Origin of the sequence: Bombella favorum, from assembly GCF_014048475.1 — a bacterium.
Classification (GTDB): domain Bacteria; phylum Pseudomonadota; class Alphaproteobacteria; order Acetobacterales; family Acetobacteraceae; genus Bombella; species Bombella favorum.
On sequence record NZ_NWUS01000001.1, the window covers coordinates 922,124 to 941,507 of the forward strand.

Consider the following 19,384-nt stretch of genomic DNA (forward strand, 5'->3'; position numbering starts at 1 on the left):
CAGGGTTAGCCACACTGCATGAGCTAAAGACCCTCTATGACAGTGAAGACATGTGGCTTCTCTGGGAAGTTGCGGCCGTGGAGCGCATAAATGGCCATTCTTGATACAATTATTGCCCAGTCATCACGGCTGGGCCTCCCAGCACAGCCCCGCCGGGAACAGGATGCTGCATCCTTCCGACAGGAGCTCATGGGGGCTTTAGCCCTTTTCACGGGAGGGCGCTCTCTAGCTCATTCGGGCCAGAGAGACACGAGCAAAGTAGGTCTCCATTTTACAGGCATGCCTCTACCCGCCCTCACAACAGCACCAGAACCTCCTCCCTTCTGGGAAGACCCCGAACATGCAGGGCAAAAGCAGGCCCTTCAAAAGCCTATTCCCCCGATAGAATCAGCCCCTGTGACACAGCCAGCGCAGGACTGGTCTACCCTGCTGGCACGCAAAGATCACCTCACCCGCCAAGCCTTGAAAGAAGTAGAACCGACTCTGCGTAATGCCGAACAGGCTCTAACACGTTTCTTTCATCTCCAGGCGAGAGAAGACGATAAAACTCCTCCTGGAGCAGACCCCACCACTCTCCTTCAAGGTTTTTCTGCCACGATGACAGCCCGCAGCATTTTGGGTCTTCATGCTCCGGGCAGGTCCTCTTCACCCCATGCCGATATCGACGGGCAGACATCCACACCGGGTCAGCCAATCATGCCCCATCTGTCTACCCTGCTGCCTCAATCCATTGATGTCACATCGGGAGAACGCAATACCGCCTCTGCACAACAGGAAAATCCGCTGAAACGCCTGTCACTAGTTCTAACCCATGCTGAGCAGACCTTATCCCATATACAGCTTGACCCTAGCCCGACTTCTTCCTCCTTCATCCCGAATAAATCAGCCCTTAGCCAGCCCATCGCCCAGCTTGTCAGGCATGTTGAGGCTACCCCTCGGTCACGCCATATCACGACCCATAATACGACCACCCATAGCCCAAACGTTCACATCACAGTGCAGGCAGGCCATAGCAGGCCGCAGGATATTGCCCGTGCAGTAGAGGCGAGCACTATCCATGCCCTTACCCGCCAGACACTCACCCAGACTGGATGAATTTTCCCACAGGAGTCGCCCATGTCCACCCTGACATCTCTTCGGGCTTCAGCTTCCGCCTTTGGTGGCGCAGCATTGGAAAACTGGGCCGTACAACGAGCTGCCCGCCAATGGGGCATATTCCGTCGCCCAACAGTAGAGCAATCCATCAGCACCACAGCATCGGGTTTCAGTCGCTCCTCTGACGGGCCATTCAGTAGTTTATTTGGCCAAGCTCCCAAACGAGTTCTCTCCGCTGCTCATGTTGAGTCCCTGCGGATGGATGAACAATCCGACATCTGCACCGCCCCGCAAGAAAACGGTACCTTTACGAGCTACAATAAGGTGTTTTCCCCCTACAAAGCTGTGATCCGTATGGTCTGTGATGGGTCAGAAACAGGCTCGCTAGGGGAAAACATGCTTCCGGGTTTCATCCGCAATGTTATCGGTCTGGGGCCGGACACAGTGCGCAAGGACTTTCTGGAAACACTCTCACGATTGGTGAAAGACACAAATCTTTACTTTGTTGCTACACCGGAAGGAATATACCCCAATGCCAATATCACCGGGTACAATTTTACCCGCACGGCCGGAAATGGTGTAGATGTCATCACCGCCAATATTACCATTCAGGAAGTCCGACAAAGCAGCATGTCCCGTTGGGCTGGAAGCCGGTACCCCCAAGGCGCACAAACCCGCAATACGGGCCCTGTCTCACTCCAGCCGAAGGGGGAACCATGATCTATACCGTCCCGCTCCGACCTACAGCAGCCCAGAGTTTGACCTGTCCAATCGCCGGACTGCAATGCCAGATATGGCTCCGACAACTTGCCACAGGGCTGTATCTGGACCTAACAGCCGATACCATACCCCTCCTGCGTGGCAGTATCTGCCAGAACGCAACCGATCTCATCCGTAATCCTGCGAGCCCATTACCCGGCCGCCTGTATTTCATCGATACACAGGGCCATGATGACCCTGTTTTTTCCGGTTTGGGTTCCCGTTTTCTGCTTCATTACGAAGATGATACATCATGACAGCCACCACGACACCGGGCTTTGCCCGTAAACAAATTAGCATTACCTTCTTCGTCCCCGGACCAGATGGCTCTTTCGAGAGTTTCACGGTGGGTCAGGGGCACGCCATACAGGCCATCATAAAACATGCAGGCTTCGCCACGGGCTCCGAAGCAGAGATCAACATTAAGGGGCTTTCCCACCACGACAGGGACCGTCTCTCCATCATTCCCGATCATCCTACATGGGACAATCTAAACACGACAACGGCAGGGAAAACCGTCATCACTATTCAGGCTGGTGACGAAGGTACCCCTCTGGCCGGCCTGTTCACTGGCACGATCGACAGGGCCTATACGGATTATGACGATCTGGACACTCCCTTTCATATCCACGCCATGACAAGCACCATTCCTGCTTCCATCCTGCCACAAGCGAAAGGCTATGATGGCCCTCGAGATGTCGCTACGCTACTGGCAGACATATGCCAAGATGCTGGGTTTCAGCTTCTAGACCATGGCGGGTGGGAACGCCATGCAAGCCTGACAAATCATTACAGATGGGGAACATCTCTAAACCAGATACAAACCATCCTGACAGCTACGAAGGGAATCTTCAGTTTTTCACCTTTTAGCCCTATAAAAGGTGAAAATCAGATCATGCCAATGGCTAGTTATCAAGAAGCCATCCCCTATAAAGGCCTTCTGGAAATATGGGGGCCGACATTCACTGGCCTTCCACAGGGTGGGCAAGAACAAACCGTGCCCATCATATCCTCTAAAACAGGTATGATCGGTTATCCCCGCTACAGCAGTTCTGGCATTTCCTTAACAACACTCTTACGGCCGGACATTACCTTCTGGCACCCTCTGGTACTGGATAGCACCTACCTGCCTATCTCCCCCACAACAACCAGCATGGCCGGCACTCCACCATGGAACGGTTTGTGGCTGGCGACATTTGTCTGGCACGACATAAGCACAGAGACCCCACATGGCCCCTGGCATACACATATGGACTGCATCCGCACCACCTTAGGCAGGCGGTAATAGTGTGCCCTCCCACAACCACGCCTAAATACGCCTCACAGGGAAGCTTTTATGCCCACTACAGCCAAGCCCTATCTCCTGCGCTCCAACACAGGGAAAAACAGCCTGAAAGGCGCATTGGATTCACTCATTGCCAGCCACATCAACCAGCTTGGCCCTTCCATGCTCGTTCAGGTAGAAGCCGTAACTGCCAGTGCGGCGTCCCTTACAGGCAAAGTCACCGTGCGCCCCATGGTGCAGCAACAAGATGCGCTCTCCCGTCCCCTACCGCATGACATCATCCATAATGTGCCCTATCTACGCATACAGGGTGGAAGCTCGGCTCTCATCATCGACCCCAAACCGGGGGATATCGGTTTCATCATTATATCAGGGCGGGACCATACACATGCTGTTACAACCCGTAAGCCCGCTCCGCCTGCCTCATTCCGGCAATTTTCTATGCAGGATTGCGTCTATGTGGGCGGGTTCCTCAATAACGGGCCCGACCAGTTCATTCAGGCTACGGACCACGGCTGGCGGATCGTGACACCAGGTACTGTCACCATAGAAGCCAGCCACATTGAAGCTAACTGCGACATTACTACGTCTGGCGATGTCCGCGCAGGTGGCATTTCATTAAAACAGCATGTCCATGGCGGCGTTCAGACTGGAGCGGGGGCTAGCGCACCCCCGCAATAAGACATCATTTCGGGAACGGCATATGCCCATGTGCGGCAGTCTGCTCCAGCTCATGCACGAACTCGCCGCCACGGTCATAATCAATATGACCAGCACCCCCTGCCCATGACATGCTCACGGAATCACTGGCTGACAGAGCATCAAACAAGGCACGGCCTTCCGTCTCGGAAATGTAACCGCCCCACTGTGAGCCACGATTGATAGTGCCGGTATAATGGAAGCCCTTCACCTCATACCCGTTGGAGAAATGCATGGTCAGCCCCGGCTGAGAGACTTCGTGCCCCTTAAGAACGAACATGATGAATACATCTCCACCCCGGCGTGGCGAAATGGAAAAGAGGATGTCTTTCTCTGCTAAAAGAGCTGTCAGCGTATTGTCCAATTCCAACGTCTGCCATTTGCCGGTCTGCCCCAGACGCTGGCCACCATTAGGAGAAACACCAACTGCCGCCACGCCATTGGTCGTCACTGTTCCATCCTGTGACACTTCCAACGGGGCTTGTGCCCATGCCGATTTCAGACCGACACCCAGCAGCATCAAGCTCAGGCCTGTCATGCATAATGTTTTCCGCATCATCACTTTCCTTTCCCTCATCCTGCCAGAACAGGAGGACAGGGTAACGAGCCACCCCTACCGGGTAAAGCCGCCAGCCAGATCTTACCGTTCACAGATTCCAGAATTCTCAACATAGACAACCAACCGCTGGTCACTCTGTAACAGAGCGGCTGAACTACCCTTCGCATCCGCTGTTAACTGGCGAATATACTGGGCACAAGGGGAATGGGGGCGATGAGCAACAGCCCACAGACCATCCCTTACCGTCTCGGCAGAAAGCCCGATACGACGCAGGTTCTCTTCATCCGTCAATTGTTCCTGATGGTTTGGTGCCTGATGGCTCTCCACTCTGGCACTATGCAAGGCCTGGGACAAAGTTCCTTTGACTTCCGGCATATGGCTTAGTTCATCTGCATTGGCCACTCCGACCCATACAGCAGCGGCTACAACTACAAAAAGAACATGTTTCATAAAGCAAGGTTCCCGCATTATGCCTCAAAGAATGGAGACGGTAGCGCATACTATCCCCCTCTCCAATCTGGCTCCAGCATGTAGGGCTGGCAGTCTGACAATTTTGTGGCTGAGTGTTGCCCTCAGGGCATTTTCATCCCCTCCGGGTGGTCAGTAATCGTATCATCACTAGCCAAATCCGGCTTGTAACAATATTTTGGCACGTTACCCGGCCCATCATCAAAATATCTCAACAAATGAATCACCGCATCATAGCAATTGCCCCGCCTTTTATTGATCAACACATCATAGGCGTTATCGGCAATCCGCTTGTTAGAATAGGCCTTATGCAAGAATTCATTAGCTTTGGGGGGATCAATGGTGAAGGACCCATCCTCATTCCTCAGATAGATAGCCTCGGCCCGTGCCACACCGGACAAAGCCAATGCAAAAACAGCAAACAGCACCAGATGTCTCATGCCCCTATTCCTATTCATTCCTGAAAAATGACGGCTCCCACCTCATCAGGAATGGGCCCCGAATCTAACAGCTAAACCTTGTACCATCAGGTTCTGTAATGAAAACCACACTCCACAGGCCTGCGGAAGAGCCTATCTCTCCTCCATCCTCGTTCCGTCAATTTTCTATGGAAGACTGTGTCTATGCAGATTGGTTTCTCAATAACGGGTCGGACCAGTTCATTCAGGCAACGGACTGCAGAGAATATATCGCTAAAACAGCCCACGCATTGTGGAGTTCAGATAAATGACGGGGAGACTGACCTGCCTTCTCAGTCGAGGTTCTTACGCTCGCAAGTGCCAGAGTGTTCGATAGAGATTACGAGTTTGTCGTCATAATCAGGGCGATCAAGTCCATTCTCATAATCAGCCGTAAGCTGGGCGACATAATGAGCACATGCGCTATATGGGCGATTCTGTGATGCCCATACCGCTTTGCGGGCGACATCGGGTGACATACCCATTCTGCGGAGTTGAATCTCAGTTTTTGCGCCCATTTGACTTCTTGTCGCCTCGATATCGCTTTCACTGGGCTGATAGCCGTAGCTGTAGTGCCCACTTTTTTTAGCATGTGCGATCGCCTCCGCCAAAGCCGGGTCATGCTTCGCTTGTTCTTCAAGCGCATCTGCCCAAGCCACGCCGGACAGCCCAATAAAGGCGGCTGTGAGAAGGAGGAAGTGTTTCATGGTCATCTCCCGTAATGTCTGCGTCCATCTAAGCCATCAGAGCAACTGAGGGGAAGCCCCATGACAGAAAACACCAACGCACCTTACTGGGACCGGTCCAGCCCCGACCTCGACATCGCCACGATCATGGACAGGAGGGTGCAGGACCATATCCGCAAGATCGGCCCCTCCATGCTGGTGCAGGTGAAGGCCGTGAAGGCTGGGGCCGCCTCCATCACTGGCATGGTGGATGTGCAGCCGATGGTCCACCAGCAGGACAAACAGGGCAAGCCCCACCCCCGCCAGATGATTCACAACGTGCCCTATCTCCGCATCCAAGGTGGCACGTCCGCTCTCATAATCGACCCGAAACCGGGGGACATCGGTTTCATCATCATATCCGGACGGGATCATACCCATGCCATCACCACACGGCAGCCCTCTCCCCCCGCTTCGTTCCGGCAGTTCGCCATGCAGGACTGTGTCTATGTGGGCGGATTCCTGAACAACGGACCGGACCAGTTCATTCAGGCAACGGATCAGGGCTGGAGGATCGTGACGCCGGGGACAGTGTCCATCGAAGCGGCGAAGGTCACAGCAAACTGCGACATCGAGACCAGCGGTGATGTGAAGGCGGGTGGCGTCTCGCTGAAACAGCACGTGCATGGCTGGGCGAGGTGCTCTACGGCACCGGGCCGTCATTGCATTTGCCCCTAACACTGGCTTATTCCATGGCGAGTTTCAAGTCCGACAGCCAGAGAAGAAACATACCCGTACTGTCGAGATGGTCGCTGCTCATGGCGTCAGTCGTAATCAGCTCATCAGGGACTCTCTGAGAAGAATAACAACCTAACCTTTCTTACTCTTCTCTCTGATAAAAGCCAGCGAGCCTGCCCCTCACGCTCTAATAGCATCTTCTTGCAAGATCTATTGAACTACTGTCAATATGCGCTATATGGGCGTACAGCATACCCCCTACCACAGTGTGAGCAGGGTATTTTTACATACCGCTCACCAAGGAGGAGATGAACTTATGGTCAGCGTCCAAACAGTTGCCAATCGGTTTCTCGAATTGGCGAGCGATCATGACATGCAATTAACCCCTATGAAATTACTTAAACTTGTCTACTTAGCCCATGGATGGATGCTAGGTACACATCGTGTTCCCCTTATAAGGAATCGCATTGAAGCATGGATGTACGGGCCCGTCGTGCCCGAACTTTACGAACAAATCAGGCATTACAAACGCAATCCTGTTACTACAACACTGCAAGCACCTACAGAAACTCTTTCACCCCAAATGAGAGAAGTTATTAATAGAGTTTTCGACACATACAAAGGAATGAGTGGCCCTGAGTTAAGTACCTTAACTCACCTACCCAATACTCCTTGGGAACAAATTTATAACTCCCAGGGTGCATGGGCACCTATTCCCGACTGGATGATTGAAAGGTACTATGTAGATAAAATAGAAAAATCAAAAAAAAATAAATGCTAGTTTTATTTTTCTAAGGTTTTATTGTGACAATTAAATGCAACAATAAGAGTCTTCCTGAGGATATAGATATATCTGACATCAGGGAGCATATGATTAATTATGATGCACGTATAGCAAACGACCGCTCTCAAAAAATTATTTCAGATGGACTTGAGGACGGCTTATCAGAAGATGAGCTAAAGAGAAAGAGTAGAGAAGATGACATAAAACATAATATATTAAAAAAAAGACTATTGAGGAAGATACAGAATTCAACTGTAAATGTAACCGTTTATACGGGAGCTTTTTCTGCGTTTCTTATATCTTCAACATGGGTACTGAATCTTATTTTACCTGAAAAATGGAAGTGGCTATCTCACGACAATCAGCAAGAATTAACCTCCATAGTCGCTATTATATTATCATATACAGCCGGTATATTTGCGAAAGCTGGTATAAAAAGAGATAGATAATATAAAAATCTTCCTTCCCTCCACACCCCTCCCCTCACCGGGAGGGTTTTTTTATGCCCGGAGTTCTCATGAAAACCCTATCCCTCACCTCTGACTGGGACCTGACACTGGACAGCACGGGCAATCTGGTCGTGCTGACGGACAAGGCGGCCATCCTGCAAGACGTATGCTCTGCCGCCCGTACATGGCTAGGCGAGGTGCTCTACGACACCGGGCAGGGCATCCCTTACGACACGGACATTCTCCGCTCGGACGTGGACCTCTCCTTCTATTCTTCGGAGATCGAGGATGCCGCCATGTCTGTTCCCGGCGTGGCGGCGGCAACCTGTCACCTTGCCAATCCCACCAAAGACCGCCAGCTCACCGGCGTCATTCTCGTAACCTTCAGCGATGGGAGCACGGACTATGCCCAGTTCTGACGCCACGACCAACGTCCCGGCCCCCTCCCTCACCGATGCGGGCTTCACCGCCCCCTCCGAGCAAGACATCCTTGCCGGGGTTCTGACCGACATGAACGCCGCTCTAGGTGGCGGGGCCAACACGTCCCTCTCCACTCCACAAGGGCAGATAGCCCTATCAGAAACCGCCATTCTGGGCGACTTTCTGGGGGAAATGATCGCCATCTTTAATGGTGTGGACCCGGCGTCATCCTCTGGCCGGATGCAGGAGGCCATCGGGCGCATCTACTTTATGGAACGCCGCCCCGCCACGGCAACGACTGTCACAGTGCAAGCCAGCGTGAACGCCCCCGGCCAGACCATCACGGCGGGCACAGTCGTGGCACAGGGAACAGATGGGAACCTTTATGCAGCCCCACAGGCCATCACGCTGCCACAGGCCAGCACGGCCAGCCTCGACCTAACATGCCAGACAGCCGGGGCCATCACCTGCCCTGCCAACAGCCTGACGCTCTATCAGGCGGGGCTGGGACTAGCATCCCTCACCAATGCGGCCCCCGGTGCCACAGGGACCGATGCCGAAACCCGTGCGGATTTTGAGGCCCGGCGTCAAGCCAGCGTGGCGGCCAACAGCATTGGGCAGAACGCTTCCCTCATGGGCGCACTTCTGGAACTTCCCGGCGTGACGGATGCCTTTGTGACGGACAATCCATCACAGGCAGACACCATCCAACAGGGTGTGACCATCCCGGCTGGGTCTCAATACATCCTTGTTGAGGGCGGCAAGCCGGCGGATATTGGGCGGGCAATCCTCAACAAAAAACCCCCCGGCATCCCCACCATCGGGACACAGATTGTCACAGTGCAGGACACCAACCCTGTTTATGTGGGCAACCAGCCGTCCTACTCCTTCCACTATGACCGCCCTACCCCGGTAGCTGTTTATGTAGTCATGGAGATTGCGGCCTCGGATGCCGTGCCTTCCAATGCGGCGCAGCTTATTCAGCAAGCCATCGTGGCGTATCTGACGACCGGGGAAAACCGCATCCGGCTGGGCAAGACCCTCTATGCCTCTCGTCTTTCGGCTGTGGTGGATGGGCTAGGCGATTGGGCAGAGGTGCTGACCCTGACCATCGGCACTGATCGGAACGCTGGACAGAACCGCATCACCCTGCCCATCAACCAGCTTCCCACCGTGACGGCTGATACAATCAGCGTGCAGGTGGTGGCATGATCGACATTCGGGAAACCATCCTTGCCCAATATGCCAACAGCCCTGCCCTCACCGGCATTATCGAACGCTTCAATGCGGCGGCGGACCCAAGGCGGCTTATTGAGGTCTTCCTTCATGACGTCTGGAACCCCCTTACCGCCACCGGATGGGGGCTGGATGTGTGGGGGCGCATCGTGGGGGTTGGCCGTGTCATCAAGGCAGAACTGCCCCAATTCATTGGCTTTGATGAAGCCGATGACGGGTCTGGATCAGCACGGCCCTTTAATGACGGGGTGTTCTATGCTGGCAAAAGCATCACCGAGAATTATGCCCTAACGGATGATGCTTTCCGTCAGCTTATCTTTGCCAAGGCAGCGGCGAACATCTCTTCCGGGTCCATCACCGACATAAACCGCATCCTCATGATCTTATTCGGCGGGGATGGGAAGGTCATTTATGTGGATGAAGGCACGGCGGCGGGGGATTATTTCGGCTTTTCAGAAGCACGTGCCGGAGCGGATAGCCCGCAGAGTTTTAACCACGGCATCTTTTTCGCAGCCTCATCCCTAGGCAGTGCGGGCGGGACAATGACCATCTGCCACAGCTGGGACCTTACCCCTCTGGATGTCACGCTTATTCAGCAAAGCGGTGCCCTGCCCCGCCCCGCCGGGGTCCATATTCTCTATCAGCGAGTATATCTATCGTGAAACAGTCTGACGTTAACCATCTGTTTGCCGTGCCGTGGGCAGCGCAGGCGGATAGCTCTACCATCGCCTCTATCCCAACAACAGCCACCGCCATCGGGCGGGCAAGCATGGCACTAGGCTTTCCCAAAAGCACCATGACGCCCATTGCGGCGGGTGGCGTGCCTCCCTATGGCGAGGATATGAACGGCATCTTGTCGATGCTATCCGTGGCCGCCAGAGCATCGGAAGCGGGGCTTCTTCGTCCGTTTTCCGCTGGCTTTGCCAACGCCATAGGCGGCTATCCGGCGGGGGCTACTGTGGCTCATCCGAGCGTCCCGGGGCGGTTCCTTGTCTGCACAATGGACAATAACAGCAACGACCCTAGCCAGAACATGGGAGGATGGACTGACCCCCTAGCGTCTTTCCAGCCAGCTGGTAATTACGCTTCCCCGTCTGATCTTGGGAAATATCTGCCTCTGACGGGGGGTATGACCACGGGCGACATTACCCTCTCCGGCAATACGTGGGGAAACAACCTCTACGGGCGCACCTTACACAGCAAGGCCGATAACAGCCAGATTGATGCTGCCCTCCAACTTGTTGGGACACGGGATAACCCCGTACTCTCGCTCCGTACCGTGAACGAGAGTGGCGGCTGGCAGCAATGGTCGTTCAATAGTGCAACGGGCAACGTTGTGTCCCCCGGTGGTGGTGTTCTGCCAGAGGTGTTGGGGATGAACGGCCGGGTGGTAATACAGAACTTTATTGCCACTGTGTCCGCTGAACAGGGCACTATCAATTTCCCCAATGCCTTCAAGCCGGGGACATCCCCTTTTGTGATCTGTGTTGCGACGACCGAGCCGGGAACAAACTTTCGTGGAATGACTGCAGTACGGCAGGACGCTAATAGAAATCTGCAAATCACAAATATAGGGTTCGATTATTTCATCTATAATGGAACTAATACGTCACGTTCGGTACCTGTTCTAGCCATAGGGATTATGTAATGACTGACGAAAATAACACTGTTGAAATGGCTGCTACATCTGCAAAATCCCCAGACCAGATTGCCTATCCTGACCGTTATTATGCGCAATACGACCCGAAGGGGGCGCAGCCTGCCCCGGTAATCGCATGGTGGGATATGTGGGGGCGTTCCTCGCTAGACGGACTGCCCTCCCTGTCGGACTTGCTGCCCATGACGGCGGATCAGTGGAATCAGCACATCTCCCAGCCTCAGGCATCCCAGGCGGTGCAGAATGGGAAAATCGTGCCATATACTCCACCTAAAACCCTTGCTGGCCAGCAGGGGATTTTGGTGTCCCTAACCGCACAGAAGAAGGCCCTTGGGGTATATTTCCAGCCGACATACGCTTCTGCCCCCGTGCTGTTCCCCTCTGATGATACGGCCTATGCCAATGCCCTCCAACAGGCCCAAGTGGCGCAGTTGGGAGCGTGGACCGATGGCACGGCGTGGACACTAGCAGATGGTTCCTCTGTCCCCATGACGAGCGATGACGTGACAGCATTGTTCAAGAAATTGGCGAAGTACCGGGGGGCCTGCCAGACTCATGCCGCCGCTTTAAACGCCACGCTACAGCACGATCTGAACGCCGACCTAACGGCGGGCTGGCCGGATAACCACTGAAAGAACGCCTCATGAACCCCTATTTTGCAGGTGGCTTCTTGCTCACAATGATGAGCTTTTGGGTCGGGTTGATCTGGTATGGCAACCGGGCGGGGCGTAATAGCGCCAATGTGGATACAAGCCAGCGTGACACAGCCAATGCCAATGCTGCCACACAGGCCACGCAGGCCATGCTGAATGCCCGCACCAATGGCATCCGTACCGATACTCAGCTGGATGATACGCTGGATAAAGGAAACTTCTGATGCCCAGATGCGATAAGAATACATCCGTTCTGATAGCAGGGGCACTGGCCACCGCCATTATGTGCGCCTTGCTCGGAGGTTGCACAACCCAGCCGACACTCAAACCCCTATGCCCGCCCCTTGTGGCCTATGGGCATGAGCAACAGACGGCCCTTGCACAGGAGTTGCGCACCCATCCAGACCTTAAAGAAGTGCCGCTCTTCCTCACTGATTACGCCAATGAGCGTAACGAATTGCGGGCTGCGTGCAGATCATAAGCGCTGCCTCTCGCAACAATCATGATGACCGCCCTCTGAGGCGGTTTTTTTATGCCCAGAGGATATAATGACTGACAAGTTTCTCGGGCCGCCGCCTCCATTTGTAACACTAAATGAACGTGTTGCAGCATTGGAGGCAGTGCAGGCCCGCCATGATGACGACATCGCCAAACTCAGTACTAAAATCGACAACCTGGCTTCTGAGTTCAGAACTGGCTTTACCGCCCTAAGCAATCAGATCAGAGAGTCCAGTTCTTCCAGGTCCAAAATCGTCACTGCTGCCATATCGGGTGGGGCGGCCATAGGGGGCGGTGTCGCTGTTGGCTTGTACCAAATAATCCACTCCCTCTATCCTCACTTTTTCGGAGGCTGACCATGCCCGTCCTACCTCGTGGCATCCGTAACAACAATCCGGGCAATCTCAATTTCGCTCATCAGGCCGGGGCCGTTCTGGAGCCCGGACCCAATGCCCGCTTTGCCCGCTTCCCCACCGCCGAGGCGGGACTTGAGGCCCTACGTGACCAGCTCACCCGATACATCGCACGGGACAAGCTCAGTACCGTAAATGCCATTATTGCGAAATGGGCCCCTCCCAACGAAAACAACACATCTGCCTACGCACAGTTTGTCGCTCGTAAAATTGGTGTGGAGGCCTCTGCCGATCTAGGACCTGTTACTCCACCCCTAATAGGGAAAATGATGATGGCCATCATTGAATATGAGAATGGCCAGACCCCTTATGGGGACCTAGTCGCACAGGTGGCCGCTGAAGTGCCGCAGACGCCACAGAAGACGCCAATAAAAACGGCCTGATCCCCGCCTATGAGCGGTTTTTCACCTTTGGAGATATTATTAATGGACCTCACCTCTTTCCTCACATCCATCCCTACCGGCCTGCAGACCTATGCGGCATCCATCATCATTATTTGTAATCTGGTGACGGTATTTATCCGCCCGCCTGTCGCCGGTTCTCGTTGGGTGCTGCCCTACCGCATCATCTCTGCTTTGGCCCTCAACATCGGCTGGGCCAGAAATCATCTCCAGCCGGGACAGCCGGAAAAGGAAACATCCCATACATCTTCTTAAGAAGAAAATGGCCGCTCTCTTACCGCGGGCGGCCCCTCCTCCCAGACCTTCTTATTTTATACAACATCCTGCTATAACCTGACTAAACTACCACATCAGGTCACCCTGCCATGCCGCCTCTTCTAGCCTCCTGCCTTCTTTGCGGCCTCGCAGCCCTTGCCGAAATTGCGGGCTGTTTTTCTGCGTGGGCTTGGTTACGGCTAGGCAGAACACCACTTTGGCTATTACCGGGCAGCCTGTGCCTTGGTCTGTTTGCCATCCTACTGACCTTTAGCCCTGCTGATCATGCTGGACGGGCTTATGCCCTTTATGGGGGAATCTATATTGCCATAAGCTTGTTATGGGGCTGGCTCATAGAGAAGACAGTACCGGATATGTGGGACATAACCGGAGCCACCTTATGCCTCAGTGGGGCGATGCTCATCCTTCTGGCACCCCATGGCCGCAGCTAAACCACACAGCCCCGTTAGGACCGATAGCTAAAACGTGGCAACGTCCAATTATACCGGATGGAAAGCAGCCGGAAGCTGATGCCAAAAACCATAGAAACAATCAGCTCTATGGTACTGTTATCCACGATATGGGAACAGCACAGAAAAACGCCCCCTGTACTGACAGAAACTGTCCCATACAACTCGGACCGGAACAGCAAGGGGATATCATTACAAAGTATATCCCGCAGCACCCCGCCCATACATCCTGTTATCATGCCGGAAATAATGACACAGACCACAGACAAATGTTCTGTCATGGCAACCTGACAGCCCATCACTGTAAAAACGACCAGACCGATCGCATCCAGAAACAGGAACAACTTACGCAGCCTGTGCATATGCTGCGCCACCATGATAGTGGCCAGCGCAGCAAAACCGGTAATCAACGGATAGCTGGGGTGCTTCACCCAGGAAAGGGGATAATGGTTAAGCAACACATCACGGATGGACCCACCCCCTAAAGCCGTAATCCACCCCAGCAGAAACACCCCGACGAGGTCCATCTCCAGCTTCCCTGCCAAAAGGGCGGCTGTCATGGCCTCAGCAATGATAGCAATAATATACAGCGTGGTATAAAGATCGAAGGTCATGCTGGGGTACCTGCCATGCGCCACTCTGCCAGAGAATAATGTATTCCTGTGGTTAGCGAACAACCAGCCGCTTATAATTGGCGAACAGGACATGCGCATCATCCTCCCCAAAAGGAGTGCCCTTCTTTAGGCAAAGAATGAAGCGATTCATAAACCGCATGGAAGCCAAAGTATCATTAGCTGCATCACCGTTGAACTTCACCATCAAACGGTTGAAATCACTATCAACCGCATAATAGCGTTCAGATGAAAAGCACTCACAGAGGGCATGGAACTCCTTCTCCATGGAGCTAACCATCTGCCTATAAAACTGATGAGAGGCTTCAATCTCAGCATAAAACGCTTCATGCCGGGGCTCTACTCGTGGATGAGCGGTGGGGAATGGGGTCAAGTCCTGTGAGAAGAGCTCATGCTTGGAAAGCCGCCCGATCTTCTTCCCCAGCTGGCGCACTTCCGCCTCATAGCCGAGCAGACTGTAAACTGAATCAACCATAAAAATAGCTTCCCTTCTGAGCCATCACATCCTCCCATCGACCAACGGATATGACACGGCAGACTATATAATATTGCAGAATGAGTAACATGTCTGCCTATCTGACAGAATGACTTTCCTACATCAGTTAGGGCGGTTCAACGACCAGCAACGGGATGTCACGACATTCTGGTCCGTTTCCGGGTCTGGCATCGTCAAAGCACAAAGAACTGTGCTGCCAACCGCAGCGTTCTTCCCTTCACGAGAGAGAACCAGCACCTCTTCTCCCCCTGCCTGATGGGCCGTGATGACATGGTAATGCTGGTTCAGCAGGGTTTCCAAAGAATCCACTAGCGGTACCATCCGGGTCGGCACAGCCAGAGGGCTATAGGGTGCCTTAATCCCTGAAGCAGGCAAAGCTAAATCAACCGCTCCGGCCCCAATAGGAGCCATCAGGCAGACAAACCAAGCCAAACCACATGTCCCGAACCAGCGCATACCCTGCTTCCCTTTGCCCTCAGAAAAGTTTCGCCGCAATGGCGTTAATCTGTAGCGTCCCCGTAAAATAACGGTTAGCCGGCAGGGCCCCTGCGGCCTGACCATTATGCAGCTTCAGAACACCCCGTACCCTTGTAAAGATGGATGCCGTATGGTCGTGGGACATCCGGCTCAGGCTAGCAGAGATCACGTAGCTTAGCGTCCCATTGTCGTACCCACCACCATTACCGTGGGATAGACGTACCCTCATCCGATACTGGCTGAGCTTGTACCCACCTTGCCCGATGGAAACTGTCTTCTGCTCCTGCTTCTGTCGGATATTCGGGCCGAGCTGAGTTTTCAGCACATCTGTCGCCGAGCTGTTACCTGCCACAAGTGCTGTCGGGGACAACTGCGCCTGCACCTCATATACACGATCCAGCTCTTCCGCCTGAGCAGCACCGACCATTGCACTCATAGCGAGAGCCATCATCCCACCATACAGGCCGACTTTTCTACATTGTGCGGTCATCAGTCTCATCTGCCATGCTCCCTCATGAACATCCGTCATTTTGTTTCCTACCCGAAACAGGAATCCACATTTGCACATCATACCATCCATGCAAATCAGGATTTTGAGAGAATATTAGGAATCACTCCGGGCTAAGGCGGTCATCCAAAAGAATCTGCATGAAAGTCAGATCCAACCAACGCCCGAACTTGCAGCCGACCTGTCTGCACTGCCCAGCAACCGAAAACCCCAACCGTTCGTGAAGGCGAATGGACCCAATATTGCCCGATTCAATCCCGGCAACCATGGCATGATACCCCCGCTGCCGGGCTTCCTCCAGCAATGTGACCATCAAGGCCCGCCCAATCCCGGCACGCTGTCTATCCTTATGAACATAGACAGAATGTTCCACCGTATGACGATAGCCATCCCAGGCACGCCACGGCCCAAAAGTGGCGTAACCAACTACCTGATGCGCCTCATCAACAGCCACCAACACAGGCAGATCGGCCTCTTCATGAGTTTTCAGCCATGCAGCCCGGTCAGCAACATCCACAACCCGCTCATTCCATATTGCCGTTGTCGTGCTAACAGCATGGTTGTATATCCCGGTGATAGCAACGAGGTCCCTCTCTTCTGCCGACCGAATTTTCATAATCACACTCTCTGTTTCCCTTGCACTGGCAACCAATGCAGCGCACTCCATATTTTTCACAGAGACCAAGAAAAAACCATTCCTTTATTACGGAAAATTAATTACTGATCATTGAAAATCAGTCTCCCATTACCCCGCCTTGGAGAACAAAACCATGTCGTCCTCCTACCACTTTCTTTTTCAGCTCACTGTCACGGCTTCCCTACTCATCGGCTTTGCAGCGGCGGGGCCGCTTAGTGGTTTGCGTAAACGCCGTCCATTCCGGCGGCAATAAGCCGAGCCTAACAGCACCCTAAGGTAGGGCGGCTCATTAGGGGCCCCCTATATTCTGTATAAATTATACATGTTTGACGCTTCTTTAATGCTTCCCGTAAAGTCGAGCCTGTAACTGGGGTAGTTCCGGTCGCCATGTGTCTTTTCTCGTAGAGAGAATCGGCAGGCTGGATACAGGCAAAGCAGGAGGGAGCATGAGACCGGAGGTCGTAACAGAGCCCGTCTTCTTCTGGGGTGGATTGCTGGCCGGGGCCATTTGGGCCGTGCTTCTATGGGTGCAGTTGCCCGGCCAGACCCCTCGCCCTGAAAGATTAAGCCGTTCAGCCGCCATAGTCGGCCTCATCTTGTCCGGCGGGATAGCGTGGATACTGTGGGCCCGTGTCTTCGGTGCCATCCCTGCTTTCTTCTGCCTTGGGGGATGGAGCATGGCTATGCTGTGTATTGTGCCTATTCTCTGGGCCATTCTTGTATCCAATCAGTCCCGCACCTCCTAATGCAGCGCCGCCCGGACAGAACAAGCCGTCCCTCTTCTCCTCCACGTCCGCACTCTCCCGCTACACTCTGGCTACGGCTGTTTATCGGCAGCGCAGCAGCAGCTCTCTTCATCATAGCGTCGTGTTGGGCTGACAGAGAATTCGCCTGTTTTCAGGCTTATGGTGTTACGGGCTTTTTTCTGCTGATAACGGGTGCCTGTCTGGCAGGGATTGTAGGGCTAACCCTGTCTATCGGTTTTGGAGACAGCCAAAAGCTCCAACATCTAGCCATCCGCTACCGCTCCCTACATGGGTGGATCGGCATTTTGACAGGTAGTATGCTGTCCATGAGTTTTCTGGCAGGCACGCTGACCTTGTTTGCTGCACCACTGCAGCAATGGAGCCAACCCTCCCTTCCAGCACATAGTACCATTCCACTAACGGACATACCCACCGTACTTGATGAACTACTCGGGCCAACATCCGGTAACACGTCTTTGCCTTCCTCTGGCCTCCATTACAGGTTGACACTTAAAACTCCAGACACCGCCAGCCTTAGCTTTCCTATGGGGCCAGACCTGCCACTCGGCCTACCAACACCCCACATTCTCGTTAGTCAATCCGGCACCCAAGGAGCTTCCCTTTATCGGCTCACCCCCTCTCCCGTTCCTGCTTTCATAGGGGGGCTTCATCGCCGTCTGGGGCTCCCTCTACCAGAAAATCAGGCCATGCCTTTTGTCGGCGTCGTCTGCCTCCTCTACGGGCTGGCTTTGTTCTCTGGCGTGATTCTGCTTCTACCGGGCATGTGGCGAACCCTCATGACCGTTCGCCTACAAGGGCATGCCCGCCGTCTCTGGCTGGACCTGCATAGTCTGCTTGGCCTCTGCTCCCTGCCTTTTCATCTCATCATCGCCCTGACAACGGCCCTATTTGCCTTCTCCCCGCTGCTCCATTCTTTTTCTACAGCAGCAAGGTCTGATGCCACACTTCAAAGAACTGCTGGAACAACGCCCATATCGTCTTTTCTACCACCGGACAGGGCCCTGACATACCTTCATGCGATGGCTCCAGAGTTTCATCCCCTCATGCTGGATTATGTCCTCTCTCCCCACGCTACAGACAGTCATGCGGAGCGTCTTGCTCTCCATGCCCCACTCTACAGCGCCAATGGCGAACAGAGCCTTCCTCCCACAGAACAACCCTACCTGCTGGCGGAAGGAACAGACCCCCACAACCCGCTCATCGGCCGAGATCGGGGAGCTGTCCTACTGGACCCTAAAACGGGCGAGCTGATCGATAGTCAGAACCTTCCCAGCCAGCAAACACCTACCCGCCGTATCCTGACATGGTGCCTTGCTCTCCATTTTGGCAGTTTTGGGGGTGAATTCGTCCGCTGGCTCTATGTCGCCCTAGGCCTATGTGGCGTTGGTTTTTTCCATACGGCCAATCAGCTCTGGCTCAATACCCATCGCCGCAAAATCCCGGGGGAAACAACCCCCATGGAGACACCGGCCACCTTTTGGTTGGGCCGTTTAAGCGAAGGAACCCTGCTAGGCTGTCTGCTGGGGCTGTGCAGTATCATAGCTATCAGCCCCCTTCTGACGGACCTGACTCCCATCGCCTATCTCCCTAGCCTTACACCACCCAACATGGAGCGTACCTACCAGCTGATCAGCCTGTCATATTACGGAATTATAGCCCTGACACTTACCAGCTATTGCCTGCTACCCAAGCAAATCTGCCGAGGAACCGTACTGGCTCTGGCTGCCCTGTGCCTTTCCGGGGCGGTCACTATCGTGGTCTGGCGTCATACAGCGTTGCAATCCCCCCTTTCCACAGAACTGACCATCGCTTTCAGCGTCGCCAGCTTAATCCTCTGGATGGGAGCCTTGCACACGTTCCAGCTCTGGAGACGTAATAGCCCCGTCGGCAGATAAAGCCTACCAG

Annotated in this window: 30 protein-coding genes; 21 read left to right on the forward strand and 9 right to left on the reverse strand. The window is 53.9% G+C overall.

Features of this window, described 5'->3' with window-relative positions:
* Positions 1-90: 90 nt before the first annotated feature.
* The 5 genes from CPA57_RS04160 to CPA57_RS04180 are packed head-to-tail and all read left to right on the forward strand — an operon-like array spanning position 91 to position 3,820.
* Positions 91-1,095: a hypothetical protein gene (locus tag CPA57_RS04160; RefSeq protein ID WP_182081548.1), complete on the forward strand. Its 1,005-nt coding sequence runs from the start codon at positions 91-93 to the stop codon at positions 1,093-1,095.
* Between the two features lie 21 nt (positions 1,096-1,116).
* Positions 1,117-1,815: a hypothetical protein gene (locus tag CPA57_RS04165; protein WP_182081549.1), complete on the forward strand. Its 699-nt coding sequence runs from the start codon at positions 1,117-1,119 to the stop codon at positions 1,813-1,815.
* On the forward strand, positions 1,812-2,111 hold the full coding sequence (locus tag CPA57_RS04170) for a phage baseplate plug family protein (protein WP_182081550.1): 300 nt from the start codon (positions 1,812-1,814) through the stop codon (positions 2,109-2,111). The genes CPA57_RS04165 and CPA57_RS04170 overlap by 4 nt, the downstream gene beginning before the upstream one ends.
* Complete coding sequence (locus CPA57_RS04175; RefSeq protein WP_182081551.1) at positions 2,108-3,139, forward strand: hypothetical protein; 1,032 nt, start codon at positions 2,108-2,110, stop codon at positions 3,137-3,139. The genes CPA57_RS04170 and CPA57_RS04175 overlap by 4 nt, the downstream gene beginning before the upstream one ends.
* 51 nt (positions 3,140-3,190) lie before the next feature.
* Positions 3,191-3,820: a Gp138 family membrane-puncturing spike protein gene (locus CPA57_RS04180; protein ID WP_182081552.1), complete on the forward strand. Its 630-nt coding sequence runs from the start codon at positions 3,191-3,193 to the stop codon at positions 3,818-3,820.
* Between the two features lie 4 nt (positions 3,821-3,824).
* Here the strand turns inward: CPA57_RS04180 and CPA57_RS04185 are convergent, their stop codons facing one another.
* From CPA57_RS04185 to CPA57_RS04200, 4 genes are all read right to left on the reverse strand, one after another.
* Positions 3,825-4,376 (reverse strand): hypothetical protein, encoded by a 552-nt coding sequence (locus CPA57_RS04185; RefSeq protein ID WP_182081553.1) that lies wholly within the window; start codon positions 4,374-4,376, stop codon positions 3,825-3,827.
* 102 nt (positions 4,377-4,478) lie between these two features.
* Positions 4,479-4,847 (reverse strand): hypothetical protein, encoded by a 369-nt coding sequence (locus CPA57_RS04190; RefSeq protein ID WP_182081554.1) that lies wholly within the window; start codon positions 4,845-4,847, stop codon positions 4,479-4,481.
* A gap of 122 nt (positions 4,848-4,969) precedes the next feature.
* The gene (locus CPA57_RS04195; protein WP_182081555.1) at positions 4,970-5,305 is read right to left on the reverse strand and encodes a hypothetical protein; all 336 of its coding nucleotides are present in this window, start codon (positions 5,303-5,305) and stop codon (positions 4,970-4,972) included.
* A gap of 311 nt (positions 5,306-5,616) precedes the next feature.
* Complete coding sequence (locus CPA57_RS04200) at positions 5,617-6,030, reverse strand: hypothetical protein (protein WP_182081556.1); 414 nt, start codon at positions 6,028-6,030, stop codon at positions 5,617-5,619.
* Positions 6,031-6,090: 60 nt separating this feature from the next.
* Between CPA57_RS04200 and CPA57_RS04205 the strand changes: the two genes are divergently transcribed.
* The 14 genes from CPA57_RS04205 (at position 6,091) to CPA57_RS04270 (ending at position 13,944) form a co-directional block, all read left to right on the forward strand.
* Positions 6,091-6,726, forward strand: coding sequence for a Gp138 family membrane-puncturing spike protein (locus CPA57_RS04205; protein WP_182081557.1), 636 nt, complete (start codon positions 6,091-6,093; stop codon positions 6,724-6,726).
* A gap of 316 nt (positions 6,727-7,042) precedes the next feature.
* Complete coding sequence (locus CPA57_RS04210; protein WP_182081558.1) at positions 7,043-7,507, forward strand: Panacea domain-containing protein; 465 nt, start codon at positions 7,043-7,045, stop codon at positions 7,505-7,507.
* Between the two features lie 89 nt (positions 7,508-7,596).
* Complete coding sequence (locus tag CPA57_RS04215; protein ID WP_182081559.1) at positions 7,597-7,959, forward strand: hypothetical protein; 363 nt, start codon at positions 7,597-7,599, stop codon at positions 7,957-7,959.
* A gap of 53 nt (positions 7,960-8,012) precedes the next feature.
* Positions 8,013-8,378, forward strand: a complete 366-nt coding sequence (locus CPA57_RS04220) for a hypothetical protein (RefSeq protein ID WP_182081560.1) — start codon at positions 8,013-8,015, stop codon at positions 8,376-8,378.
* A complete protein-coding gene (locus CPA57_RS04225) occupies positions 8,365-9,591 on the forward strand; it encodes a baseplate J/gp47 family protein (protein ID WP_182081561.1) in 1,227 nt (408 codons plus the stop codon). The genes CPA57_RS04220 and CPA57_RS04225 overlap by 14 nt, the downstream gene beginning before the upstream one ends.
* Positions 9,588-10,277: a DUF2612 domain-containing protein gene (locus tag CPA57_RS04230; protein WP_182081562.1), complete on the forward strand. Its 690-nt coding sequence runs from the start codon at positions 9,588-9,590 to the stop codon at positions 10,275-10,277. The genes CPA57_RS04225 and CPA57_RS04230 overlap by 4 nt, the downstream gene beginning before the upstream one ends.
* Positions 10,274-11,263: a hypothetical protein gene (locus tag CPA57_RS04235; protein ID WP_182081563.1), complete on the forward strand. Its 990-nt coding sequence runs from the start codon at positions 10,274-10,276 to the stop codon at positions 11,261-11,263. Before CPA57_RS04230 ends, CPA57_RS04235 begins: the two co-directional genes overlap by 4 nt.
* Entirely contained in the window at positions 11,263-11,904 is a 642-nt protein-coding gene (locus tag CPA57_RS04240; protein WP_182081564.1) for a DUF4376 domain-containing protein, read from the forward strand. Before CPA57_RS04235 ends, CPA57_RS04240 begins: the two co-directional genes overlap by 1 nt.
* Before the next feature lie 11 nt (positions 11,905-11,915).
* The gene (locus CPA57_RS04245) at positions 11,916-12,149 is read left to right on the forward strand and encodes a hypothetical protein (protein ID WP_182081565.1); all 234 of its coding nucleotides are present in this window, start codon (positions 11,916-11,918) and stop codon (positions 12,147-12,149) included.
* A complete protein-coding gene (locus tag CPA57_RS04250) occupies positions 12,149-12,406 on the forward strand; it encodes a hypothetical protein (RefSeq protein ID WP_229709220.1) in 258 nt (85 codons plus the stop codon). The genes CPA57_RS04245 and CPA57_RS04250 overlap by 1 nt, the downstream gene beginning before the upstream one ends.
* Before the next feature lie 67 nt (positions 12,407-12,473).
* Entirely contained in the window at positions 12,474-12,779 is a 306-nt protein-coding gene (locus tag CPA57_RS04255) for a hypothetical protein (RefSeq protein WP_182081566.1), read from the forward strand.
* 2 nt (positions 12,780-12,781) lie between these two features.
* Positions 12,782-13,219 (forward strand): structural protein P5, encoded by a 438-nt coding sequence (locus CPA57_RS04260; protein WP_182081567.1) that lies wholly within the window; start codon positions 12,782-12,784, stop codon positions 13,217-13,219.
* A gap of 42 nt (positions 13,220-13,261) precedes the next feature.
* Positions 13,262-13,492, forward strand: coding sequence for a hypothetical protein (locus tag CPA57_RS04265; RefSeq protein WP_182081568.1), 231 nt, complete (start codon positions 13,262-13,264; stop codon positions 13,490-13,492).
* 110 nt (positions 13,493-13,602) lie between these two features.
* Positions 13,603-13,944: a YnfA family protein gene (locus CPA57_RS04270; protein ID WP_182081569.1), complete on the forward strand. Its 342-nt coding sequence runs from the start codon at positions 13,603-13,605 to the stop codon at positions 13,942-13,944.
* A gap of 14 nt (positions 13,945-13,958) precedes the next feature.
* Here CPA57_RS04270 and CPA57_RS04275 read toward each other — a convergent pair whose 3' ends face one another.
* From CPA57_RS04275 to CPA57_RS04295, 5 genes are all read right to left on the reverse strand, one after another.
* The gene (locus CPA57_RS04275) at positions 13,959-14,576 is read right to left on the reverse strand and encodes a trimeric intracellular cation channel family protein (RefSeq protein WP_182081570.1); all 618 of its coding nucleotides are present in this window, start codon (positions 14,574-14,576) and stop codon (positions 13,959-13,961) included.
* Positions 14,577-14,628: 52 nt separating this feature from the next.
* The gene (locus CPA57_RS04280) at positions 14,629-15,069 is read right to left on the reverse strand and encodes a hypothetical protein (protein WP_182081571.1); all 441 of its coding nucleotides are present in this window, start codon (positions 15,067-15,069) and stop codon (positions 14,629-14,631) included.
* 123 nt (positions 15,070-15,192) lie between these two features.
* Complete coding sequence (locus CPA57_RS04285; protein WP_182081572.1) at positions 15,193-15,546, reverse strand: hypothetical protein; 354 nt, start codon at positions 15,544-15,546, stop codon at positions 15,193-15,195.
* 19 nt (positions 15,547-15,565) lie between these two features.
* Positions 15,566-16,066, reverse strand: coding sequence for a hypothetical protein (locus CPA57_RS04290; protein ID WP_182081573.1), 501 nt, complete (start codon positions 16,064-16,066; stop codon positions 15,566-15,568).
* Between the two features lie 112 nt (positions 16,067-16,178).
* Positions 16,179-16,691 (reverse strand): GNAT family N-acetyltransferase, encoded by a 513-nt coding sequence (locus tag CPA57_RS04295; RefSeq protein ID WP_182081574.1) that lies wholly within the window; start codon positions 16,689-16,691, stop codon positions 16,179-16,181.
* A gap of 467 nt (positions 16,692-17,158) precedes the next feature.
* On the opposite strand from CPA57_RS04295, the gene CPA57_RS04300 reads away from it, so the two are divergent.
* Positions 17,159-17,458, forward strand: a complete 300-nt coding sequence (locus tag CPA57_RS04300; RefSeq protein ID WP_182081575.1) for a hypothetical protein — start codon at positions 17,159-17,161, stop codon at positions 17,456-17,458.
* Complete coding sequence (locus tag CPA57_RS04305) at positions 17,458-19,374, forward strand: PepSY-associated TM helix domain-containing protein (protein ID WP_182081576.1); 1,917 nt, start codon at positions 17,458-17,460, stop codon at positions 19,372-19,374. The genes CPA57_RS04300 and CPA57_RS04305 overlap by 1 nt, the downstream gene beginning before the upstream one ends.
* The last annotated feature ends 10 nt before the right edge of the window (positions 19,375-19,384 follow it).